General features: G+C 56.5%; 14 protein-coding genes. 2 read left to right on the top strand and 12 right to left on the bottom strand.

Annotation, left to right across the window (positions count from 1 at the left end):
* Positions 1-266: 266 nt before the first annotated feature.
* The 11 genes from HNQ38_RS07375 to HNQ38_RS07325 all read right to left on the bottom strand — a co-directional run bounded on the left by HNQ38_RS07375 (position 267) and on the right by HNQ38_RS07325 (position 10,936).
* The gene (locus tag HNQ38_RS07375; protein WP_183718979.1) at positions 267-713 is read right to left on the bottom strand and encodes a GNAT family N-acetyltransferase; all 447 of its coding nucleotides are present in this window, start codon (positions 711-713) and stop codon (positions 267-269) included.
* A gap of 111 nt (positions 714-824) precedes the next feature.
* Positions 825-1,052, bottom strand: a complete 228-nt coding sequence (locus HNQ38_RS07370; protein WP_183718977.1) for a SlyX family protein — start codon at positions 1,050-1,052, stop codon at positions 825-827.
* 45 nt (positions 1,053-1,097) lie between these two features.
* The gene (locus HNQ38_RS07365; RefSeq protein WP_183718975.1) at positions 1,098-3,338 is read right to left on the bottom strand and encodes a YgiQ family radical SAM protein; all 2,241 of its coding nucleotides are present in this window, start codon (positions 3,336-3,338) and stop codon (positions 1,098-1,100) included.
* Positions 3,328-3,750 carry an EF-hand domain-containing protein gene (locus HNQ38_RS07360; RefSeq protein ID WP_183718973.1) on the bottom strand — a complete coding sequence of 141 codons (423 nt, stop codon included), beginning with the start codon at positions 3,748-3,750 and terminating at the stop codon, positions 3,328-3,330. The genes HNQ38_RS07365 and HNQ38_RS07360 overlap by 11 nt, the downstream gene beginning before the upstream one ends.
* Positions 3,751-4,169: 419 nt before the next feature.
* Positions 4,170-4,574: a hypothetical protein gene (locus tag HNQ38_RS07355; protein WP_183718971.1), complete on the bottom strand. Its 405-nt coding sequence runs from the start codon at positions 4,572-4,574 to the stop codon at positions 4,170-4,172.
* 213 nt (positions 4,575-4,787) lie between these two features.
* Positions 4,788-5,510: an ABC transporter ATP-binding protein gene (locus tag HNQ38_RS07350; protein ID WP_183718969.1), complete on the bottom strand. Its 723-nt coding sequence runs from the start codon at positions 5,508-5,510 to the stop codon at positions 4,788-4,790.
* Positions 5,511-5,519: 9 nt separating this feature from the next.
* Complete coding sequence (locus HNQ38_RS07345) at positions 5,520-6,290, bottom strand: ABC transporter ATP-binding protein (RefSeq protein WP_183718967.1); 771 nt, start codon at positions 6,288-6,290, stop codon at positions 5,520-5,522.
* A gap of 68 nt (positions 6,291-6,358) precedes the next feature.
* A complete protein-coding gene (locus tag HNQ38_RS07340; RefSeq protein WP_221277844.1) occupies positions 6,359-7,519 on the bottom strand; it encodes a branched-chain amino acid ABC transporter permease in 1,161 nt (386 codons plus the stop codon).
* 12 nt (positions 7,520-7,531) lie between these two features.
* Complete coding sequence (locus HNQ38_RS07335; protein WP_183718965.1) at positions 7,532-8,446, bottom strand: branched-chain amino acid ABC transporter permease; 915 nt, start codon at positions 8,444-8,446, stop codon at positions 7,532-7,534.
* Between the two features lie 181 nt (positions 8,447-8,627).
* A complete protein-coding gene (locus tag HNQ38_RS07330; RefSeq protein ID WP_183718963.1) occupies positions 8,628-9,797 on the bottom strand; it encodes an ABC transporter substrate-binding protein in 1,170 nt (389 codons plus the stop codon).
* 851 nt (positions 9,798-10,648) lie between these two features.
* Positions 10,649-10,936, bottom strand: a complete 288-nt coding sequence (locus HNQ38_RS07325) for a hypothetical protein (RefSeq protein WP_183718961.1) — start codon at positions 10,934-10,936, stop codon at positions 10,649-10,651.
* A 296-nt stretch (positions 10,937-11,232) separates the two neighbouring features.
* Between HNQ38_RS07325 and HNQ38_RS07320 the strand changes: the two genes are divergently transcribed.
* The gene (locus tag HNQ38_RS07320; protein ID WP_183718959.1) at positions 11,233-13,560 is read left to right on the top strand and encodes a methyl-accepting chemotaxis protein; all 2,328 of its coding nucleotides are present in this window, start codon (positions 11,233-11,235) and stop codon (positions 13,558-13,560) included.
* 1,719 nt (positions 13,561-15,279) lie between these two features.
* On the opposite strand, the gene HNQ38_RS07315 is transcribed toward HNQ38_RS07320, so the two are convergent.
* Complete coding sequence (locus HNQ38_RS07315) at positions 15,280-16,830, bottom strand: lipopolysaccharide biosynthesis protein (RefSeq protein ID WP_183718957.1); 1,551 nt, start codon at positions 16,828-16,830, stop codon at positions 15,280-15,282.
* Positions 16,831-17,052: 222 nt separating this feature from the next.
* Here HNQ38_RS07315 and ilvD point away from each other — a divergent pair, with 222 nt between their 5' ends.
* Complete coding sequence (gene ilvD, locus HNQ38_RS07310; protein ID WP_183718955.1) at positions 17,053-18,735, top strand: dihydroxy-acid dehydratase; 1,683 nt, start codon at positions 17,053-17,055, stop codon at positions 18,733-18,735.
* Positions 18,736-19,074: the final 339 nt, after the last annotated feature.

Here is a 19,074-nt window from a genome sequence, read left to right as displayed (position 1 = left end):
TGCTGTTGCGTCATGCAGCAGCACCGAAAATGGCGAACAGGTCGCGGCTTTGCCGCGCCGTAAGTGAGGCGTTTTCGTGCCTTTCCGCCCGGCGGCATGGCCGCCGATGGCGGCGTACCCAGCGGTTTGGAAAAACGCGGGTGTCATCAAGTAAATCGCCCGCACTTCGTTAGAAGTGCGGGCCTCTTGCTGTTGCGTCCGGTAACAGCGCCGAAAATGGCGAACAGGTCGCGGCTTTGCAGAGATATATGTCGCCTGATTTTTATTCAGGCCAACTTTTTTTGAAAGAAAACGCGGTTAAATCCTTCGTCTGTGCGGCGATCAACTTCAACGTAGCCAAGGCGAGGATAGATGGAAAGATTGGCGGTCATCATTTCATTGGTATAAAGATGCACCGCCTCAAGACCTAGGCGTCTGGCTTCACCCTCACAGAACGTAATCAATTTTTTGCCGATGCCGCGCCCGGAAGCAGCAGGCAGCACCGCGATACTGTCGAGGTTCATATGGTTGCCCTGTGGGAAAAAAGCTATGTAGCCCAGCAGGTCGCCGTCATCATTCAAAGCCACATATATCTGGCCCGCTGCAATTTGAGCTGAAAAGTCTGCTGTCATTGGAGCAGGTTGGCGGCCTATCAGGGGAATATAGCCCGAAAAGGCTTGGTCAGCGCATTCCCGAATGGCAGCCTCGTCGCCAGGCACGGCTTTTCTTATCATGACAGCACCCTCAATTTGTTTGCCTCACCGTACCCAATGGAGCTTGCTGTACCCGCATAGTGTGCATCACAAGCGAACGCCACCGCCAAGCGTGAAGCGCACTGCAGGGACTTACCAGCGCTCGGGCATGGAGTGGGGCGGCAGGCTGTTTTCCGGCTGCTGGGACAGCTTGTCGCGCAAAGCGCGAATAACCGTACGGGCGCTTGCCAGCTCCTGCTCCACATTGTCCAGTTGCATCTGCTGGGCTGTGAGGGCTGCGTCAAGTTTTTCAATGCGCTCTTCCTGAAAGAAGGTCAGTTCTTCCAGGCGAGTAAGCCGATCATCAAGATTTTGCGACATATATTCTCCTACCCAGCATTCTCTTGTCCGTCACTTTTCAGTTCATTAGGCGCGGCGTCCAGGGGCCGGAAGTTTGCGGCTATCCTGCCTGTTTTCATTGGAGCGCCCACCCTGCTTGCCGGGTTTTTGGCCCGGCCTTTCGGCGGGTCTGCGGCTTTGATCCGCATCCCTGCCGCGACGGGCATCGCGGCTGTCCCGATTACCGGGCGTGCGTTGCCGGGGCTTGCCCGCATCCCTGTCCGTATCTCTGGCCGCCCCCCTGGCCGCATTCCGGCCCGCATCCCGCCCTTCACCCCGGCCCGCATCCTTGCGGGTATGATCCTGGCCGTCTCTGCGGCGCGGGCGGTTGCCGTCTTCATCGCCCGCACTTCTGCCGGGCATGAGCAGGCCGTGTTGCCGCAGCCGCTGGGCATCGGTACGGGCCACATAAATGTCTTCCCCGGCCTCGTTCTTGCCACAGTAAAACATGGCAGTGGCGATGGTGCCGGGCGTGGGGATAAAACACTGCGTCTGGCGCGGATTCCAATTGCGCTGGCGCAGCCAGCTGGAAAGGGTGCGCATGTCGTCGTCCGTACAGCCGGGAAAGCCGCTCATGAGGTACGGCACCACATACTGCTCGCGCCCCGCAGCCTTGCTTTGACGCACAAAGCTTGCCAGAAAAGCTTCAAAAACCTCCAGAGGCGGCTTGCGCATAAGCGACAGCACGCCTGTGGCGCAGTGTTCCGGTGCAACCTTGAGCTGCCCGCCTGTGAATTCGCCCGTGTAGGCAGCCAGAGCGGCGGCGTCACGCAGTGCAAGGTCAGCGCGCACGCCGCTGGCAACGCGCGCCTGTTTAACTTCAGGCAGGGCCGCCACCTTGCGCAGCAGGCTCACATGCTTGTTCTGTGGCGTCGTGAAAAACTTGCAGACAGTGGGATAACAGCAGCTGGCCCTGCGGCAGCGGCTTTTGGCTGGCGCGTCTGCCGGGGCGTGCGCAGCGTTGTTTTCACCGCGCTCCCTGGGCAACGCATCAGCGGCTTCTTCGAAAGAGCCGCGTTCTGCCGTTGCCTTGTCCAGAGCGCAGTACCCCTGCCACATGTTGGCCGTGGGGCCGCCCACGTCTGAAATGGCCACTGGCCCCTTGCCGCGGTCCATATTTTCCTGTCCAAGCCTGCGGGCTTCTTCCAGCACGGAAGATTCAGACCGGGAACTGATGCGGCGGCCCTGATGCAGGGCCAGGGAGCAGAAGGAGCAGCCGCCCCCGCATCCCCGATGGCTGGTAATGCTGGTGCGCATCATTTCAGCCGCAGGTATGGCTTCGCGGTAGCTTGGGTGGGGCCGCCGGGTAAAGGGAATTTCGTACAGGGCGTCCATTTCCTGCGTTGTCAGGGGCGGAGCCGGACGGGCCAGTACCAGCGCACGGTCGCCCACGGGCTGAAAGGCCCAGGCATCCAGCCTGTGAACCTGGCGCTCCAGTTCCTGCGTCATGGTCAGCAGTTGTACTGGATCAGCCAAAATTTCGTCGTGGCTGGGCAGCGGCATACAGGGAGCTTGGGCCATGCTTTCTGGCAGATTGGCGGGACGCGGCCCTTCGGGCGTCTGCTCCAGCTTGTCGAGCCATGCAGTGCCGGGGATGCCGCGCAGATCTTCGCCAGCATCAAGCCTTTGTGCGCATTCCAGCGTGGCGCGTTCGCCCATGCCCCAGATGAGCAGATCGGCCTTGGCGTCCATAAGAATGGGCTTGCGCAGCGAATCTGTCCAAAAATCGTAGTGGCTCACACGGCGCAGGCTGCCTTCAATGCCGCCGAGCACCAGGGGCAAACCGGGAAAAGCCCGGCGGGCCAGGTTGGCGTACACCAAGCAGGCCCTGTTGGGCCGTGCGCCAGCTTTGCCGCCCGGAGTATAGGCATCGTCATGACGCTTTTTGCGAAATGCCGTATAGTGGGCCAGCAGGGAGTCCAGCGCCCCGGCGCTGACGCCAGCGAACAGGCGGGGTTTGCCCATAACAAGCAGGTCTTCGGGATTTTCCCAACGTGGCTGCGCCACTATGCCCGCGCGGTAGCCGTGGTGGATAAGCCACCGGGCCAGCAGAACGCTGCCGAACGAGGGGTGGTCCACATAGGCATCGCCAGTGACAAAGAGCACGTCCAGACTGTCCCAGCCGAGCGCATGCATTTCTTCAGCGCTCATAGGCACGAAGAGAGGCTGCCCGTTCCCGAGTTTCGGGCCGGAAACAGAAGCGGCCCCGGCATTCGCAGTGGAACGCCGGGGCTCGGAAAAGGCCGATGCAGAGCGCTTAGTTGCCATTGGGGGGCATGACCAGCGGCAGTTCAGCACTGCCGGGGTTTGGCATCATCGGGTTGCCGGGAACGGTGGGCATGGGGCCGTCATTCATTGTATTGGGGCGCATGCCGGAGGAGTGCTCCTTCATGAAGCCGTTCCACTCGTCAACAGAGATGAAACCGTCGCCGTCCTTGTCGATGGCCACAAAGGCTTCTTCACGCATATTGGGAAAGAGCGCCTTGAATTCTTCGCGGCTGACCTTTCCGTCTTTATCAGCATCCATCTGGCTGAATTTGTCGCCCATGCCGCCGGAACCGCTGCCCATGCCGGGCATGGCGTGGCTGGGGGAGGCCATAAGCACGAGAGCCGCCAGCAGAGGAAGCAGAGATATTTTCAGCAGGGCTGAAATGTCGGGCAAATGCAGGGTGCGCGTCATGCGGTACTCCTTGAATGTTCTGAAGCCGCGCGGCCCCATGCCGGGCGGTGCTGTTTTGGGGGTGTGCTGTCATGCAGACAGCCATCTACTTTTGAAATAAGTTCGTAAAAGGCTTTGACAAGTGTTCCGATAAACCTCTTGTGCCGATGTTTTGCCAGCTTTTTATTTTCGGGATGTATCCCGTGTGGGCGGCAAAAATTCGATGCGCCGTGCGGTCAGCCAACAGCTGAAGCCAGAAACAAAAATCTGATGCCAGAAGCACAAAACTGAAACAGCATACCTTTGAAAAACAGGGCGTTTCAGAGGTGCCCCCACAGAAAACGCAGTTTCGGCATTCCGTGTACTGCACCAACGACGTGTCGTGTCAGGCGGCCAGCCTGCTGGGCGCCGGTATCCCGGCCTTTGTGGTGTAACTCTGCCTAGTCGTGGCGAAAATCCGGCCCTTCTTTTTCCATACGCTCGATGCAGCGAATCAGATTGTCCGGCTCGCCCTTTTGGTGGTCATCTGGGTAAAGCAGGGCACCCATATAAAAGATCGAATTGAGGCGCAAGGACATGCGGGCGCTGGCAGAAAAATTTTCAAGCGCCATCGCCAGATTAAAACGCTGCTCCCCGGGCAGAAATTCGAGCATGGGTTTGGCATCATCAGCCATAGAGGCCAGCAGTTCGGCCTTCTGGCGCATGCAGGCATTGTGTCCGGGCGTGTCGCCAGTTTCAAGGCATTGCAGAGCTTTCGCTTCAGCCTGCATTACCTGGCTGTGCCGTTGGCGCAGCCAGTCGGTAAGCTGGGTCAGGGCCGGATTGGGGGCTTGTTCTTGGCTCATGCTTCCTCCGCTTGCTTTGTGACGCCGTTGGCAGGTGCGTTACAGGCTCACAATTCAATTCAATACGAAAATGTAACGGAGCCAGCATACCCCTTTGTGCCGTCCCTGTATACGGAAGCTGTAACTCCCGGCCGGGGCGGAGGCATGCTGGCTCCGTATAGCGTTGCCGGATTTCGCGAAAGGTAAAACGAAACCCGGCAACGGTGTTTGCTGTTACGCGCCCAGATAGGCGGCCTTGATTTCAGGTGTGTCGGCCAGTTCCGCTGCAGTGCCCTGAGCCACAATGGCCCCTGTGTCCAGCACATATCCGCGGTCTGCAACCTGAAGGGCCAGGCGGGCGTTCTGCTCCACCACGATAACAGTAAGGCCTTCGCTGTTGAGCTTTTTAAACGTGCGAAACATGTCGTACATAAGCAGGGGTGAAAGGCCCATAGAGGGTTCGTCCAGCAGGATGACCGAACAGTCTGTCATTAGCGCCCGGCCCACTGCCAGCATTTGCTGTTCGCCGCCAGAAAGGGTGTCGCTGCGCTGGTGCATGCGTTCCTTGAGACGGGGAAAGAGATCGAAAACCCTGTCCATGTCCTTTTCAATGCCGCTGCCCTTGCGGGTCCAGGTGGCGAGCTTGAGATTTTCGTGCACGGTGAGGTTGCCGAAAATATGCCTGCCCTCGGGCACAAGATCCATTTTCAGATGAGCCACAATGTTGTGCGCTTCTGTTTTTAGGATGGATTTGCCTTTAAAGCGGATGTCGCCGCTGAACACCGTGGGCGATTCTGGCGGCGTGAGCCGCATGATGGCCTTGAGCGTGGTAGATTTTCCCGCGCCGTTGGCCCCGATAAGCGTGACAATTTCGCCTTCGTTCACATGAAAGGATATGCCGTGCAGGGCTTCGATCTTGCCGTATCCCGCGTAGAGATTTTCAACTTCCAGCAACATGTGGCCCCCTTACACGTTTTCGTCGCCCAGATATGCCTTGATGACATCGGGATTGCTTTGAATTTCCTGCGGCGTGCCGCTGGCGATGATCTGCCCGAACTCCAGCACCGTGATGTGCTGGCAAAGGGACATGACCACCTTCATCTGATGCTCGATCATCCAGATGGCGATTTTGAACTGGTCGTAAATCCAGCCAATGTGCTTGATAAGGCCGTCCACGTCCGAAGAGTTGAGCCCGGCGGCTGGTTCGTCCAGCAAAAGCAGCTTGGGGTCTGTGGAAAGCGCGCGGGCCAGTTCCACCCGGCGTTGCAGGCCGTAAGGCAGGTTTTTGGGCAGTTCGTTCGCTACATCACTGAGTTCCATTACCTCAAGAATGTGGGAAGCCTTGTTTTTTACCCGTTTTTCTTCACGCCCGTAGCGGCCAGTGTTGAACCACGCGTCCAGCAGGCCATAGCCCAGGCGGCTGTATTGCGACACGCAGATGTTGTCCAGAACAGTCATGTCGCTCCACAGGCGGATGTTCTGAAAGGTGCGCGCCATGCCCAGATTGGTCACTTCATGCGGTTCAAGCTTGGAGTGATAGGCGTAATTATCAAAAACGATGTCCCCTTCGCTTGCGTGGTAGAATCCTGAAGCCAGGTTGAATACCGTTGTTTTGCCAGCACCGTTGGGCCCGATAAGGCCCGTCAGGCTGTTTTCCTCAATACGTATGTTGAAGCATGACAGCGCGATAAGACCGCCGAAGCGTTGCGTCACGTCCTTCATTTCAAGCAGTGCCAAGGTTTGCCCCCAGTATGTTGTCGGTCATCAAGGATTTTGTCCGTACAACCAAGATTTGCCGCCGCCGGTTATTCCACGCGCGCGGTGGTGAGCAGTCTTTTCAGCCGGGGAAAGACCTGGGTAAGTTCGCGGTTGCCCAAAAGGCCTTCGGGACGGAACTGCATGAGCAGGATGAGAATAAGGGGAATGAGCACCCACTTCCATTCCTGGCTGATCATGAAGCTGTCGGGCACAAAGGGCAGATTGTGCATGAGGTCGCTCAGGGCGGGCAGGGCGAAGCGCAGCACCTCGATGAGCAGGGTAAAGAGAATGGCCGCCATCACTGAGCCCGAAAGGGAGCCCATGCCGCCGAGGTAAACCATTACCATAGCCTCGGTGGACTTCATGATGCCGAAACTGTTGGCGTAAATGGAACTGAACATGTGGGCGTATACCGCGCCCGCCATACCCGCAATGCCCGCCGACACCATAAAGGCCACAAGTTTGACCCTCTTGGTGTTGACGCTCATGATTTCAGCGGCAACCTCGTTTTGGCAAACAGCGGGAATGCCTTTGCCCAGAGTGCTGTTAACCAGCCGATAGAGCATCATCACAGACACCATTACAAGCAGCACAACCCAGATCATCATCCAGGGGATGTCTGCCACGCGCTCCATTGCGCGCACTGTGGCACGCATGCCCGAAAGGCCGCGCGGGCCGCCCACCAGATCAATATTGATGATAAGGGCAATGATGATGTAGTTGGCCGCGATGGTGATGATGGCCAGGTAGTCGTCGCGGGTTTTGAATGAGGGCAGGGCCACCAGCAGTCCGAAGATGGAGGCGGCGGCTCCTGCAATAAGAATGATTAAGGGAAAGAGCAGGGGGGCCATTTCTGGCGGCAGCAAGGGTGCGCCAAGCAGCTTGTTTTGGGTAAACAAAATGACGGAAATGAGGCCGCCCACATAGGCGCCCACGCACATAAAGCCCGCGTGCCCACATGAGAATTCGCCCATGTAGCCGTTAACCAGGTTGAGGCTGGCGGCAAAGACGATGTTTATTCCCATAAATTTGAGCACTGAAAGCCAGTAACCGTCCAGCCACGAGAATTGTTCGGCGCAGATAAACAGCACGCCGACGATCAGGAACAGCAGACAATCGAGCTTTTTCTGGCTGACGACGCGTTTTATGGCATAACCGAAGCAGAGCAGGGCGAGGATCGCAAGTAGTGTTTGCACAATAGTGAGCATCTCAGACTCCGGCTAGATTTTGGTCGTTTGGGGGGTTCCGAAAATGCCTGTGGGCCGCATCCACAGAATGAGCAGCAAGATTGTGAAGGAGAACAGGTCCATATAGGTAGATGGCAAAAAGGCCACCACCATAATCTCCACAAAAGCCAGCAAAAAGCCGCCCACAAATGCTCCACGTATGTCGCCAATACCTCCCACAACGGCGGCGATGAAGGCTTTCCAGCCGATCATTGCGCCCATGTAAGGTTCAAGCGTGGGATAGCACATGGCGAAGAGCATGCCCCCCAGCCCGGCGATGCCCGAGCCGAGAATAAATGTGACCACAATAACGCTGTCCAAAGGAATGCCCATAAGGGGCAGGGCAAAACGGTCCCATGACACGGCGCGCATGGCCATGCCCACCTTGGTGCGTGTGACTATGGTTTGCAAAGCGATGAAGACAAGAATGGCCGCCACAATGACCCAGAGCTTCAGGTTGGTGATAACCAGAGGGCCGATGGAATAGACCGTCTTATCAATAAGTTCCGGCAGTTTGCGTTTGGTGGCACCTAAAATCGCAAGGTTGCCGTTTTCAAGGATGAGGCCGCACATAAGTGCCGTTATGACCACATAAAGGCGGTGCGCGCCCTTGCGGCGCAGAGGCCTGTAGGCCACGCGCTCAATGGTTACACCCACAAAAGCCGTGAGTATCATTGTAAGAGGAATGGTCAGCCAGAGCACTGTTTGTTGCGGCAGGCCAAGGCCGTCGCCGGAAATGAGCCAGGTTGAAACAAAAAAAGCAATGTACGCGCCCACCATGAAAATATCGCCGTGGGCAAAGTTAATGAGCCGCAGCACCCCGTACACCAGGGTGTAGCCCAAGGCTATAAGCGCGTAAAAACTTCCCCATTGCAGTGCGTTGAGCATCTGCTGCAAAAAAAAGTCCATAGGGCACCCGATTCGGTATCAGCAGTTGGGGTTCGTTGCGGCGTCAGGTCACGCAGAGGGGATGGGCCTTTGCCCATATGCGCGGCCAGTGCCGGAAGAACCCTCAGGCAGTGTGCGCCGTGTGTGCCCGCCCCCCGCGGGCACACACGGCCTGCCATCCCAGGCTTGTCAGCAGGTCTGGCTATTTGGGGCAGACTGATTCAACAAAGGCGAAGCTGCCACTGTCAGTAACGCGCACGATAACGGCGCATTTGATGGGGTCGTGGTTGGCGTCGAACTTCATGCTGCCGGTAATGCCGTCGAAGTTTTCAAGGTTGGCCATGTTGTCGCGAATGATCGTACGCTGCTTCTTGAGGTCGGGGTCGATCTTGCCGCCGTTCTGAATGGCCTTCAGCACGATGTTGATGGAGTCCCAGGTAAGGGCGGCAACGTCGTCAGGCACATAGCCGTACTTGGCCTTGTACTTGTCGATGAATTCCTTGGTTTTGCCCGTAGCGCCTTCGGCTGTGTAGTGGGTGGAGAAGTACTGGTCCACGCAGTCTTTGCCGCAAAGGTTGAACAGTTCCGCCGAACCCCAGGCATCAGAACCCATGAAGGGGCCTTTGTAGCCAAGGTCACGCGCCTGCGGCACGATAAGAGCTGCAAAGCTGTAGTTTTCAGGCACAAAGATGAAGTCGGGCTTGGCCGCGATGATCTTGGTCAGCTGGGCAGAGAAGTCCTGATCCTTGGGGCCGTGTGATTCCATAGCAACCACGGAACCCTTGCCGTGTGTTTTTTCGAAAGCGTCCTTAAAGTTGTCGGCCAGTCCTTTGGAATAGTCGTTGGACACTTCAAAGAGCACCGCGGCTTTTTTGGCTTTAAACTGCTTGCTGGCGAAATCCACGGCTACAGGAGCCTGGAAGGGGTCAAGAAACGCGCCGCGGAACACCCAGGGGCGACCGTTGGTGGCATCAGGGTTGGTGGACCAAGGGGTGATGAGGGGTACTTCTTCGTCATTGGCCACGCCACCTGCTGGCACGGCCTGGCGCGAAGACTGGGGGCCGACGATGGCGTGAACCTTGTCGCGTTCGATCAGCTTGAGGGTGACGTTAACCGCAGATTCAGGCTTTGATTCATTGTCCTCATAGATGAATTCAAGCGGATAATATTTGTCGCCGACCTTCAGGCCACCCTTGGCGTTGATTTCTTCCTTCAGCATTTCAGCTGCAAACTTGGAACCTTCGCCTACCTTGGGAATTTCGCCCGTAAGGGGAATAGGGAAGCCAATTTTGATGGGCTGTTCCGCCGCAAGGGCCGCCTGCCCCATAAAGAGTGTCAGAGCACAAGCAGTCGCCAACTTGAACAATTTCATGAAAGCCTCCCAGTGGTTTACGTGCAGGATTGAAATATTCGATCCATGAATGCACATAAGCAAGAAGGGTTCCATTTTAGTAATGTGCTTAAAATAAAGGAGTAATTAAAAACAAGCATGAAAAAAAGCTACTAAACAGTAGTTTTATTCTTGAAGTTGTTACGGAACAGTAGAAAATAGCGATAATATGTGTTGTCGCCAGAAAAGAATCAGGGGTGTGCTTTCTAGCGCAGGTGAAGAAATGTTGTGAAAAAACGGACTAATGCAAGTAGAGAACTAATTTTATTGAATAAAATTTTGCGAAAACGAAATGTTATCTGGCGAGGGCAAATGGCGGATTTTGGGGCTGAATGGTTATACAACCAGCTAAAATCATTAAGTGTTTACATTTATAAGAGCTTTGAAGGCCGGTTTAAATATATATACATTAATGTAGAAAAATATTAGGTTAGGAAAATTGTCCTCCTGTAATTTAAATAAAAAATTTTATAAATTAGTATGTTACTGTCCGGTTATTGTTTATACATTATTGTAGAAAATTTGGCGCAAGCCATCATTCCCACTCTGCCAGCTAAGCCCTACAGCAGAAAACAGGCAAATAGTGTGGGGGGATGTTGCGCCGGCATGATATCTATTTCTCCTTACGCTACAGCGAGTTGAAGATCGCAAAATTATTTGCGGGTTTGCCGCGCTGTGGTTGCGCCCTGATTCAGGCTGCCGTGTACCGCTTCATCGGGGCATTAACGGGCAATTTGCAAGTGTTATGCCGAAAAAAAGAAGAGCAGGGTATCCTGCTCTTCCAGTGGTGTTGTCATTGGGCTGTGCCCGACACAAAGAATGAGGTGGCGGCGCTATTGCCTTTTTTTGGCTTTCCAGCTGCGGAAAAGAAAGAAAATGGCTGCCGCAGCCAGGGGAATGCCCAGGTACGTCAGCATATTCCAGCTTTCCTGCACTTCAAAATCTGACAGGTCGGCGAAAATGCGTTCCAATAAATAGAGAACAAAAAGCAGGAACAGGCCAGTAAAAAGCGGGTGGTACCAGAAAAATTTGAAACCGCGTTTTTTGAGCATGTGGTACACCCAGATAAAGAGTAGGGCGATGCCGAAGCCCACCAGTGCCCACGTTACATGTGTACTCATGCTCCCTCCTGTTTTATGCCTTGGTATGCTGCCCTTGGGGCCATTTTTGCAAGCCAGACCATATAATCATGAAATTACAGTTAATGCCATATAAAAATCCGTGTCTCCTGTGGGCAAAATGCCTAGCCAGGAGAGATTTTTTGCCGGGTCTAATGTTTTTTTGCAGTTCAACGATATGAATGAACACCGGGTTTGCCGAAAATATTAGATTTTGCGTATCAAAAGCAGTTGTCAACGCCTTCGGCTTGGCATACATGCGGGGGTACCTGATTCACCTCAGCGTCTGGGGGCGCACAATGCGACAGCTTCGCATCAATACCATCTGTACAGTGTCCATAACGGCATCCATTTTTGTCATCATAGCGATTCTGATCGTATATGTGTCTTCATCTTCTTACCAGATGGTGTCTGGCGTACAGAGCGAGGCTCTGGACCAGACCGGCAGGATTGTGGCCCAATCTGCCGAGAACTACATCGAGCAGTCCGTTGATGTGGCTTCAGCCCTGGCTGGGCAGGAATCTGTCCGCGATGCCCTGGATGGTTCAACCCTCGCCGCGCAGGATGTGCAGCAGCTTTTGCATACTTATGTGAAGGCTTTTCCGTCCTACTGGTCTTTTTTCGTTTTTGATACCAAGGGACGCATTGTTGCGGGTCTGAACGCCGACCTCAAGGACATGACTGGCGGCGACCGTTTTGACCGCGATTACAGCAAAGCCATTTTCGGCGGTAAAAGCCTGGCTTTCAGCGGCAGCGTCATGACGGCCACCACTCATGAGGGCGTGCTGGTGTATGTGGCGGCCAAGGCCGTGTATGCCCCTGACGGCAGCCTGCTTGGCGCTGTGGCTGTTTGCCCCCGCTGGAGCGATTTTACCGCAAAAACCATTGACCCCATCCGTCTCGGGCAGCGGGGCTATGGCTTTGCTCTGGATACCAAGGGGCGCATCATCGCCCACAGCACCAATAAAAAATTGATACTGACAGACCTTTCAGGGCAGGATTTTGTTCAAAAAGCCATGAAGGCTCAATTGGGCACCATTGAATATCAATGGGAAGGCGAGAAAAAATTTATGACCGTGGCCCCCATTCCGGCCACGGGCTGGTTTGTGTGCATGAGCGCCTATGACGCGGAACTGGCTGCTCCCGCTTTGACCCAGCGCACAGTGCTGTGTGCGGTGGGGCTGTTTGCCATCGTGCTTCTGGCCGGTCTGCTGACACTTATCAACCAGCGCCTGTTGTTCCGGCCTTTGCGGGCTTTGTCCGAATTTACGGCCAAAGTGGCTGCGGGCGACCTCAAGGCAGAAATGCACGGCCAGTTCAGGGCAGAAATGGCGACCTTTGCCGGGTATCTGCACAGTATGGTTGAAGAGCTCAAAAAGCGCCTTGGTTTTTCGCAGGGGGTACTGGACGGCATTCCCACGCCTTGTGGCATAGTGGGACCGGATTTCAACATGATCTGGGTCAATGACGAAATATGCCGTCTGCTTGAAAAGACCGGGCCGCGCGAATCCTATATCGGGCAACGTTCCGGCCTGTTCTTCCAGAACGACGCCAACAGTGAAACCCTGTCTGACCATGCCATCAAGGAACGCAAGGCCCTTACGCACGAGTTCGACTACACCACCGTTTCGGGACGCCAGCTGCGCATAGACGTACACACCACGCCTTTCTACAATCTTGACGGCACGCTGCTGGGGTCCATAGCTTTCTGGAACGATCTTACAGAAATCTACACCCAGAAGAGCCGTATTGAAGACCAGAATGCAGCCATCGCCAGAGCAGCCGTAGAGGCTGCGCAGGTTGTGGAGCATATGGCCGATGCGTCCAAGCAGCTTTCGGAACAAATCGACCATTCCAGTCAGGGCGCGCGTGAGCAAAGTTCCCGCGTGTACCAAACGGCCACGGCTGTGGAAGAAATGAACGCCACCATTATGGAAGTAGCGCAAAACGCTGCCGCCACGTCGCAAAGCGCAGACGCCGCCAAGCAAGAAGCGCAAAGCGGCGCGCATCTGGTGGCCGAAGTAACGGCTGCGGTGCAGTCCATTCATGACGAAGCTTCGCGTTTGACCAGTATAATGGACAATCTTGGGGAGCAGGCCCGGGGTATTGGGGCCGTTATGGGCGTTATTTCCGACATAGCCGACCAGACAAACCTGCTGGCGCTTAACGCCGCCATCGAGGCCGCCCGTGCGGGCGAGGCCGGGCGCGGATTTGCCGTGGTGGCCGACGAAGTGCGCAAGCTGGCCGAAAAAACCGCTCAGGCCACTACCGAAGTGCGTCATGCGGTCGGCGGTATTCAGGACGGCACCAAGGACGCCGTAACGCAAATGGAAGCTGCCGTGCTGCGCGTGAGCGAGGCTACCAGCCTTGCGCAACGTTCGGGCGAAGCCATCGCCCAGGTGGTGCGTATGGTGGAAGCTGCCGGGGATCAGGTGCATTCCATCGCCACTGCGGCTGAAGAGCAGTCTGCCACGTCAGAAGAAATCAATAAGGCCATCAGCTCCATCAGTAGTATTGCTGCCGCCACGGATCAGGGCATGGCCCAGTGCACCATTGCCATCGCTGATCTGTCCAAGCAGGCGGGTGAACTGGAAAAACTTATTGCCAGCCTGAGTGCCAATGGTTGAGAATTGGCATAGCCTGATAGAATAATGAAAAAGGCCCCGCTGCGTAGCGGGGCCTTTTTTCGTGGAGAGGTAATGGGCTTGGGGACGATGCTGCAGCCGTCGAGGGGGCAGATTGCTTGCTTGACGAGTGATGCAGGTTTTTGCAGTGACAATAATTGTTTTACTGTCCATTTGATTTGATTGCTTTCATTTGGGCCGCCTGCGCGGCGGGCGGCAAAGAATGGCGTTGTTTTTGCTGAGATGATTTGTGCCCTGCGGGCACGGAGGCTTTTCAGATTCTGTCGTTTTGGCCGCCTACGCGGCGTGCGGCAGAAGGGGCCTGTTAGGGGCTGCCGCCCCTCCGAGGCCCCCTCTGCACTCCCCCCGGACGACCCCGCTAGGTTACCGTATATCTCCGCGTCCATGAGTGAGCCTTCAAGGGTTTTCCAAATTCCATCATTGCGCGAGGGCTGCGCGGCTATTGCTTCGGGAGCTTCCTTCCCTCTGGTCGGGTGATCTCCCTGCGCGCCGCGCAATGCCATCGAGTGTTTTCAAGTTGGGTGAGGGGCTGGGGGAGTCTCGTTGGTTTGGGTTGGGGGGCCGCAAAGGTTTGGGATTGGTCTTTGAGATAAAAGTGTTGTGCTCTGTGGGAACAGGCTTGTGCGGTGAGCGGAAGGGAAAGAATGAAGTTGCTTTTGCGGGAACGATTGGTGCCCTGCGGGCACGGAGGCTTTCTCGTCTATGTTGTTTTGGTCGCCTGCGCGGCGGGCGGCGAGGGGGCCTGTTAGGGGCTGCCGCCCCTCCGAGGCCCCCTCTGCACTCCCCCGGACGACCCCGCTGGGCTTTCGTATATTTCGCGGCCACGGGTGAGCCTTCAAGGGTTTTCCATATTCCATCGTTTAACGAGGGCTGCGCGGCATCTGCTTCGGGAGCTTCCCTCCCGCTGGTCGGGTGATCTCCCTTCGCGCCGCGCAATGCCATCGAGCGTTTTCGCGTTGAGTGAAAGTTGGGAGCGTCTGGGTGACTTGGGGGGGGCGTGAAAGTTCGGAATGTGTTGTGAGGGGAGTGCGTTTTGAAGGCACGGATATGTCGGAGGCGAATGGCTGTTTTAAGAAGGGTCAGTGAGGGCGGAATGAGAGCAGCCAGTTATGAAAAAAATTGCACCGCGTAATGTCATCATCCACTTTCGAGTGCAAAGGGAATTCTGATAATTTTCAGCAGGACTGGGGTATCCAGAGAAGGAAACTCCCATCGTGAATCCCAAATTTTCGAAGGCTGTGGGTGCACCTACATAAGCAATTTGACTGGGATACTGCAGCTTCTCAACCAAGGCACGAGCCATTGCCGGGGGCGGCGTCATAAAGAACCGAAGCCGCCACGTCGGCGAGGTTCGTGCGCAGCAGCCACCGAAAAAACAGTTATTGGTCGGGGTAGAACAGGGGGTGCTTCGGGGGGGATGCAAGGGGGGCCGAGAAGGGGGCGAAGCCCCATAACCGACCCCGCCTTGCCGCGCGCCGCGCAGGCGGCGGAACTAAAGAGAAGAAAAGCCGTCGTACCCGCAGGGTATAAATGGCTTCATAAAAAAGTACGCCATTCTTCTACTGCGCCCGCAGCCACTCCCCCTCTGCCGCACGCCGCGCAGGCGGCAGGAATAAAGAGAAGAAAAGCCGTCGTACCCGCAGGGCACGAATAGCTTCATAAAAACGACGTCATTCTTTTAGAAAGTAGCAGCGCGCAGCCTTATGCAGCCTTTTGGCGGGATTTTTTAAAGCGTGCCACAAGCTCGCGCACATCCTGCCGTGAAAGGCCGAGAACAGCGGGCAGTGCCAGACAAAGCATCCCTACGCCCACGCTGTACAGCACGCCTGAAATAAGAAACCGCGAAAAGGTATTGAGGTCGCCCAGACCTGCCATCATAGTTCCTTCCCGGCATAGCCATGCCAGGGCAAGCAGAACTGCAAGGCTCCAGATCTGATGCGCAAAGTTGCGCCAGAAGCTCAGGGGCAGAAAGCGCGAGGCCAGCCAAAGGTATACGTTGACCGTGATAATCTGTACGGCCACGGTTTTGATAGCCAGACCCACGGCACCCAGATTCAGGCCCATATACTCCGGCGGGGCCAGCAGAAACCATGCGGTAGTGAAGCCGTAAACACACTCAAGGGCGGCCATGTTGCGCAGCACGCGCGTGCGCCCCGTGGCATGAAAGACCGACCCTGCCAGCTGGCCGTATGCCTGATGCAGGGGGTAGAGGGCCATAATCTGCACGGGCAGGGTGGCTGCGGCAAATTCCGCGCCGCCGAAAAAATCCACCAGAGCAGAGCCTTCAACCAGGGTAAAACAGGAAAAATAGGCCGCCACCACATAGAGCAGCGGGGCAAACCGCGTGAGCAGCCTTCCCATCGCCTCGCGGTCATTGTGGCCCCAGGCAATGGAAAGCTCGCGCATTATCAGCGGGGTCATGGCCGAAACAAAGAGGAAGCAGGCCATGCTCACTTTTTGGGACAAGGCAAAAAACCCCTGCTGCACGCTGCCGTCAAACCACTGCAAAAGCCAGCGCTCGGCTGTGAGCAACAGGAAGGACAAAAGCGCCTGAACAAAAAGCGGGTGGCTGTAATTGAAAAATTCCCGGCGGTAGGCTTTGCCCTGCCCGTCAGGCAGGCTGAACGTCAGGGCTACTTCGCGGCTGCGCCAGTGGCGGCGCGTCACCAGCCAGTAGCCAAGAGCCATGAGGCCCAGCATAAGATACTGCTGGGCAAAAAGGGTGTGGACGTTCAGCCAGTCCTGCCAGAACATGAGGCCCAGCAGGGCCACCATAAAGAGTGAAACCACCGTGCGCACCATTTCTGAAGCAACAGTGGCTCCCACGGCGTCGTTCATCGAGCGCAGCACCCGCCCCCACCATGTAAGAAAGGCCCACAGGGCAGCCAGAGGGGCCAGCCACAGGGGCACGTCGGGCATGAGCAGATCGCCCAGCATGGGTGCTTGCAGAAACAGAGCCGCCAGCAGGATGATGCCGAATACCAGTACCGTCACGCGAGCGTAAAAGCCCACCAGGCCGGTTTCGTTCTGCCGGCGGGACAGGGCGTTGTAGAAGCAGGTGGAGGTGCCCATATCCAGAAAGCCGGTAAGCTGCTGGAAAAGGTTGGTGGCAAAGCTGTAGTTGCCGTACATCTGGGGGCCCAGAGCACGCGGCAAAATAGCCTCCATGACCAGGTAGACGGGCACGGTAGCGATGTTTGCCAGAAGCTTGAATATATAGCGGCGCGCCAGCGTCGGGGTGGAGCTTTGCATGCCCGGAAACTATCCCACTTCCTCCCGGCTCTCAAGAGCGCGCAGCCTTCTGACGCAAAAAAATACGGCGGATATGTTTTTATTGCGGAGCGGCTGTCCCCAGCGGGGCGTCAGGAACCGATATTGTTTACGCGCGCAATCTTTTGCCGTATGACTGGACCGTTGCCCGCACGCCGCGTGTGGCGGCGGGAAAGCCCGTTATCACAACGTAAGGATGCCGTCATGGATGAGAGCCGCAGTAAAAAGATGAAGTCCGGCCTTGAAAAAGCCCCCCACCGCTCCCTGCTCTACGCTCTGGGCCTGACCAGAGAAGAAATGGACCGTCCTCTGGTAGGCGTGGTCAATGCTGCCAGTGAAGTAGTGCCGGGTCACCTGCACCTCAATGCTCTAGCTGATGCGGTCAAGGCCGGAGTACGTATGGCCGGCGGCACGCCCTTGCAGTTTCCGGCTATTGCCGTGTGCGACGGCCTGGCAATGAACCATGAAGGCATGCGCTTTTCGTTGCCCTCACGCGAATTTATTGCGGATTCTATCGAAATTATGGCCCGGGGCCACGCCTTTGACGCTCTGGTGTTCATACCCAACTGCGACAAATGCGTGCCCGGCATGCTCATGGCCATGATGCGGCTGAATATTCCTTCCATCATGGTTTCCGGCGGACCGATGCTGCCTGGCAATATCGGCCCCAACAAGCGCGGCGACCTCATCACCGTGTTTGAAGCTGTGGGCAAGGTACGCAGCGGTGCCATCACGGAAGAAGAGCTGGAATATATGGCCGAACGCGCGTGTCCCGGCTGCGGAGCCTGTGCTGGCATGTTTACGGCCAACTCGATGAACTGCATGGCCGAAACCATCGGCGTGGCCCTGCCCGGCAACGGTACCATCCCCGCCGTGAGCGGCGCGCGCATCCGTTTGGCCAAGACGGCAGGCATGCGCGTGATGGATCTGCTTGAACGCGGCATCTGCCCCCGGGACATCGTCACCCCCAAGGCTGTGGCCAACGCCGTGGCCGTGGATATGGCGCTGGGTTGCTCCACCAACACGGTGCTGCACCTGCCCGCCGTGTTCGGCGAAGCCGGGCTTGACCTTGGCCTGGAAATTTTTGACGAGGTAAGCCGCAAGAGCCCCAACCTGTGCAAACTTTCCCCTGCGGGCAAGCACTACATGGTGGATCTGGACAATGCGGGCGGCATTCCTGCGGTCATGACCGAGCTGGACAAGCTGAACCTCATCAATAAAGACTGCATGACCGTCACTGGCAAGACCGTGGGCGAAAACCTGCGCGACATGAACGCCCGTGTGCTGGACAGCGATGTCATTCATAGTGTGGAAAATCCCTATTCCAAACAGGGTGGTATAGCCATTCTGCGCGGTAGCCTTGCCCCCGGCGGCGCTGTGGTCAAGCAGTCTGCCGTTGCTCCTGAAATGATGTGCCGCGACGTGCGCGCGCGGGTATTCGAGTCTGAAGAAGACGCAATGGCCGCCATTCTTGACGGCAAGATCAAAGCCGGCGACGGCGTGGTCATTCGCTATGAAGGCCCGCGTGGCGGCCCCGGCATGCGCGAAATGCTTTCGCCCACTGCGGCCATCACAGGCATGGGCCTTGGCAAGGATGTGGCCCTGCTGACGGACGGGCGTTTCTCTGGCGGCACCAATGGCGCTGCCATCGGGCACATTTCGCCCGAAGCGGCAGACGGCGGCATTATCGGTCTGGTGCAGGAAGGGGACATGATCCATATCGACATTCCCAACCGCAAACTGGACCTTATGGTTGACGCAGCTGAACTGGAACGCCGCAGCGCGGGCCATAAACCTGTGGAAAAACGCAGCCCCTATCCTGTGCTGCGCCGCTACGCCCACCTTGTGAGCTCTGCGGCCAACGGCGCAAGATACAGGGACATTTAGCTTTGCTCATATAAAAAGGCTCTTCAGCGCTCCAACGCGGTGGAGGCAGCTGTTTTACTGGCGGCAAGGCGAAAGCTTTGTGCCGGAATAGCTGCTTCCGCCGGAGCGCCAGAGTTGCCTTTCGAGCAGGTTGACTTTGGAATGTACGGCATTTCAAAGTTGCCATCCTGCCGAAAATGATATTTCCTGTAAAATCGTTTTGTTAGATGCAGATCCAAGAGCAATGTAAAAAACAATTTGTTCTAAAGTCGCCTGAGGACCCAGTGGCACAGGGCGTATATGCCCCGCGTGACTGTGCCTCTGTTTTTTTACAGTTCTAAGCTCCACGCGCCTCCGTGC

The sequence above is a fragment of the Desulfovibrio intestinalis genome, from assembly GCF_014202345.1.
In the GTDB taxonomy this organism is placed as follows: domain Bacteria; phylum Desulfobacterota; class Desulfovibrionia; order Desulfovibrionales; family Desulfovibrionaceae; genus Desulfovibrio; species Desulfovibrio intestinalis.
This window is presented reverse-complemented; position numbering and strand designations above follow the sequence as displayed.

Excerpts from the sequence above, each read along its gene's own strand:
- HNQ38_RS07330 (WP_183718963.1), bottom strand. The coding sequence starts at position 9,797 with ATGAAATTGTTCAAGTTGGCGACTGCTTGTGCTCTGACACTCTTTATG.
- HNQ38_RS07350 (WP_183718969.1), bottom strand. The coding sequence starts at position 5,510 with ATGTTGCTGGAAGTTGAAAATCTCTACGCGGGATACGGCAAGATCGAA.
- HNQ38_RS07315 (WP_183718957.1), bottom strand. The coding sequence starts at position 16,830 with ATGCAAAGCTCCACCCCGACGCTGGCGCGCCGCTATATATTCAAGCTT.
- HNQ38_RS07375 (WP_183718979.1), bottom strand. The coding sequence starts at position 713 with ATGATAAGAAAAGCCGTGCCTGGCGACGAGGCTGCCATTCGGGAATGC.
- HNQ38_RS07325 (WP_183718961.1), bottom strand. The coding sequence starts at position 10,936 with ATGAGTACACATGTAACGTGGGCACTGGTGGGCTTCGGCATCGCCCTA.
- HNQ38_RS07320 (WP_183718959.1), top strand. The coding sequence starts at position 11,233 with ATGCGACAGCTTCGCATCAATACCATCTGTACAGTGTCCATAACGGCA.
- HNQ38_RS07365 (WP_183718975.1), bottom strand. The coding sequence starts at position 3,338 with ATGGCAACTAAGCGCTCTGCATCGGCCTTTTCCGAGCCCCGGCGTTCC.
- HNQ38_RS07335 (WP_183718965.1), bottom strand. The coding sequence starts at position 8,446 with ATGGACTTTTTTTTGCAGCAGATGCTCAACGCACTGCAATGGGGAAGT.
- HNQ38_RS07370 (WP_183718977.1), bottom strand. The coding sequence starts at position 1,052 with ATGTCGCAAAATCTTGATGATCGGCTTACTCGCCTGGAAGAACTGACC.
- HNQ38_RS07340 (WP_221277844.1), bottom strand. The coding sequence starts at position 7,519 with ATGCTCACTATTGTGCAAACACTACTTGCGATCCTCGCCCTGCTCTGC.
- ilvD (WP_183718955.1), top strand. The coding sequence starts at position 17,053 with ATGGATGAGAGCCGCAGTAAAAAGATGAAGTCCGGCCTTGAAAAAGCC.
- HNQ38_RS07360 (WP_183718973.1), bottom strand. The coding sequence starts at position 3,750 with ATGACGCGCACCCTGCATTTGCCCGACATTTCAGCCCTGCTGAAAATA.
- HNQ38_RS07355 (WP_183718971.1), bottom strand. The coding sequence starts at position 4,574 with ATGAGCCAAGAACAAGCCCCCAATCCGGCCCTGACCCAGCTTACCGAC.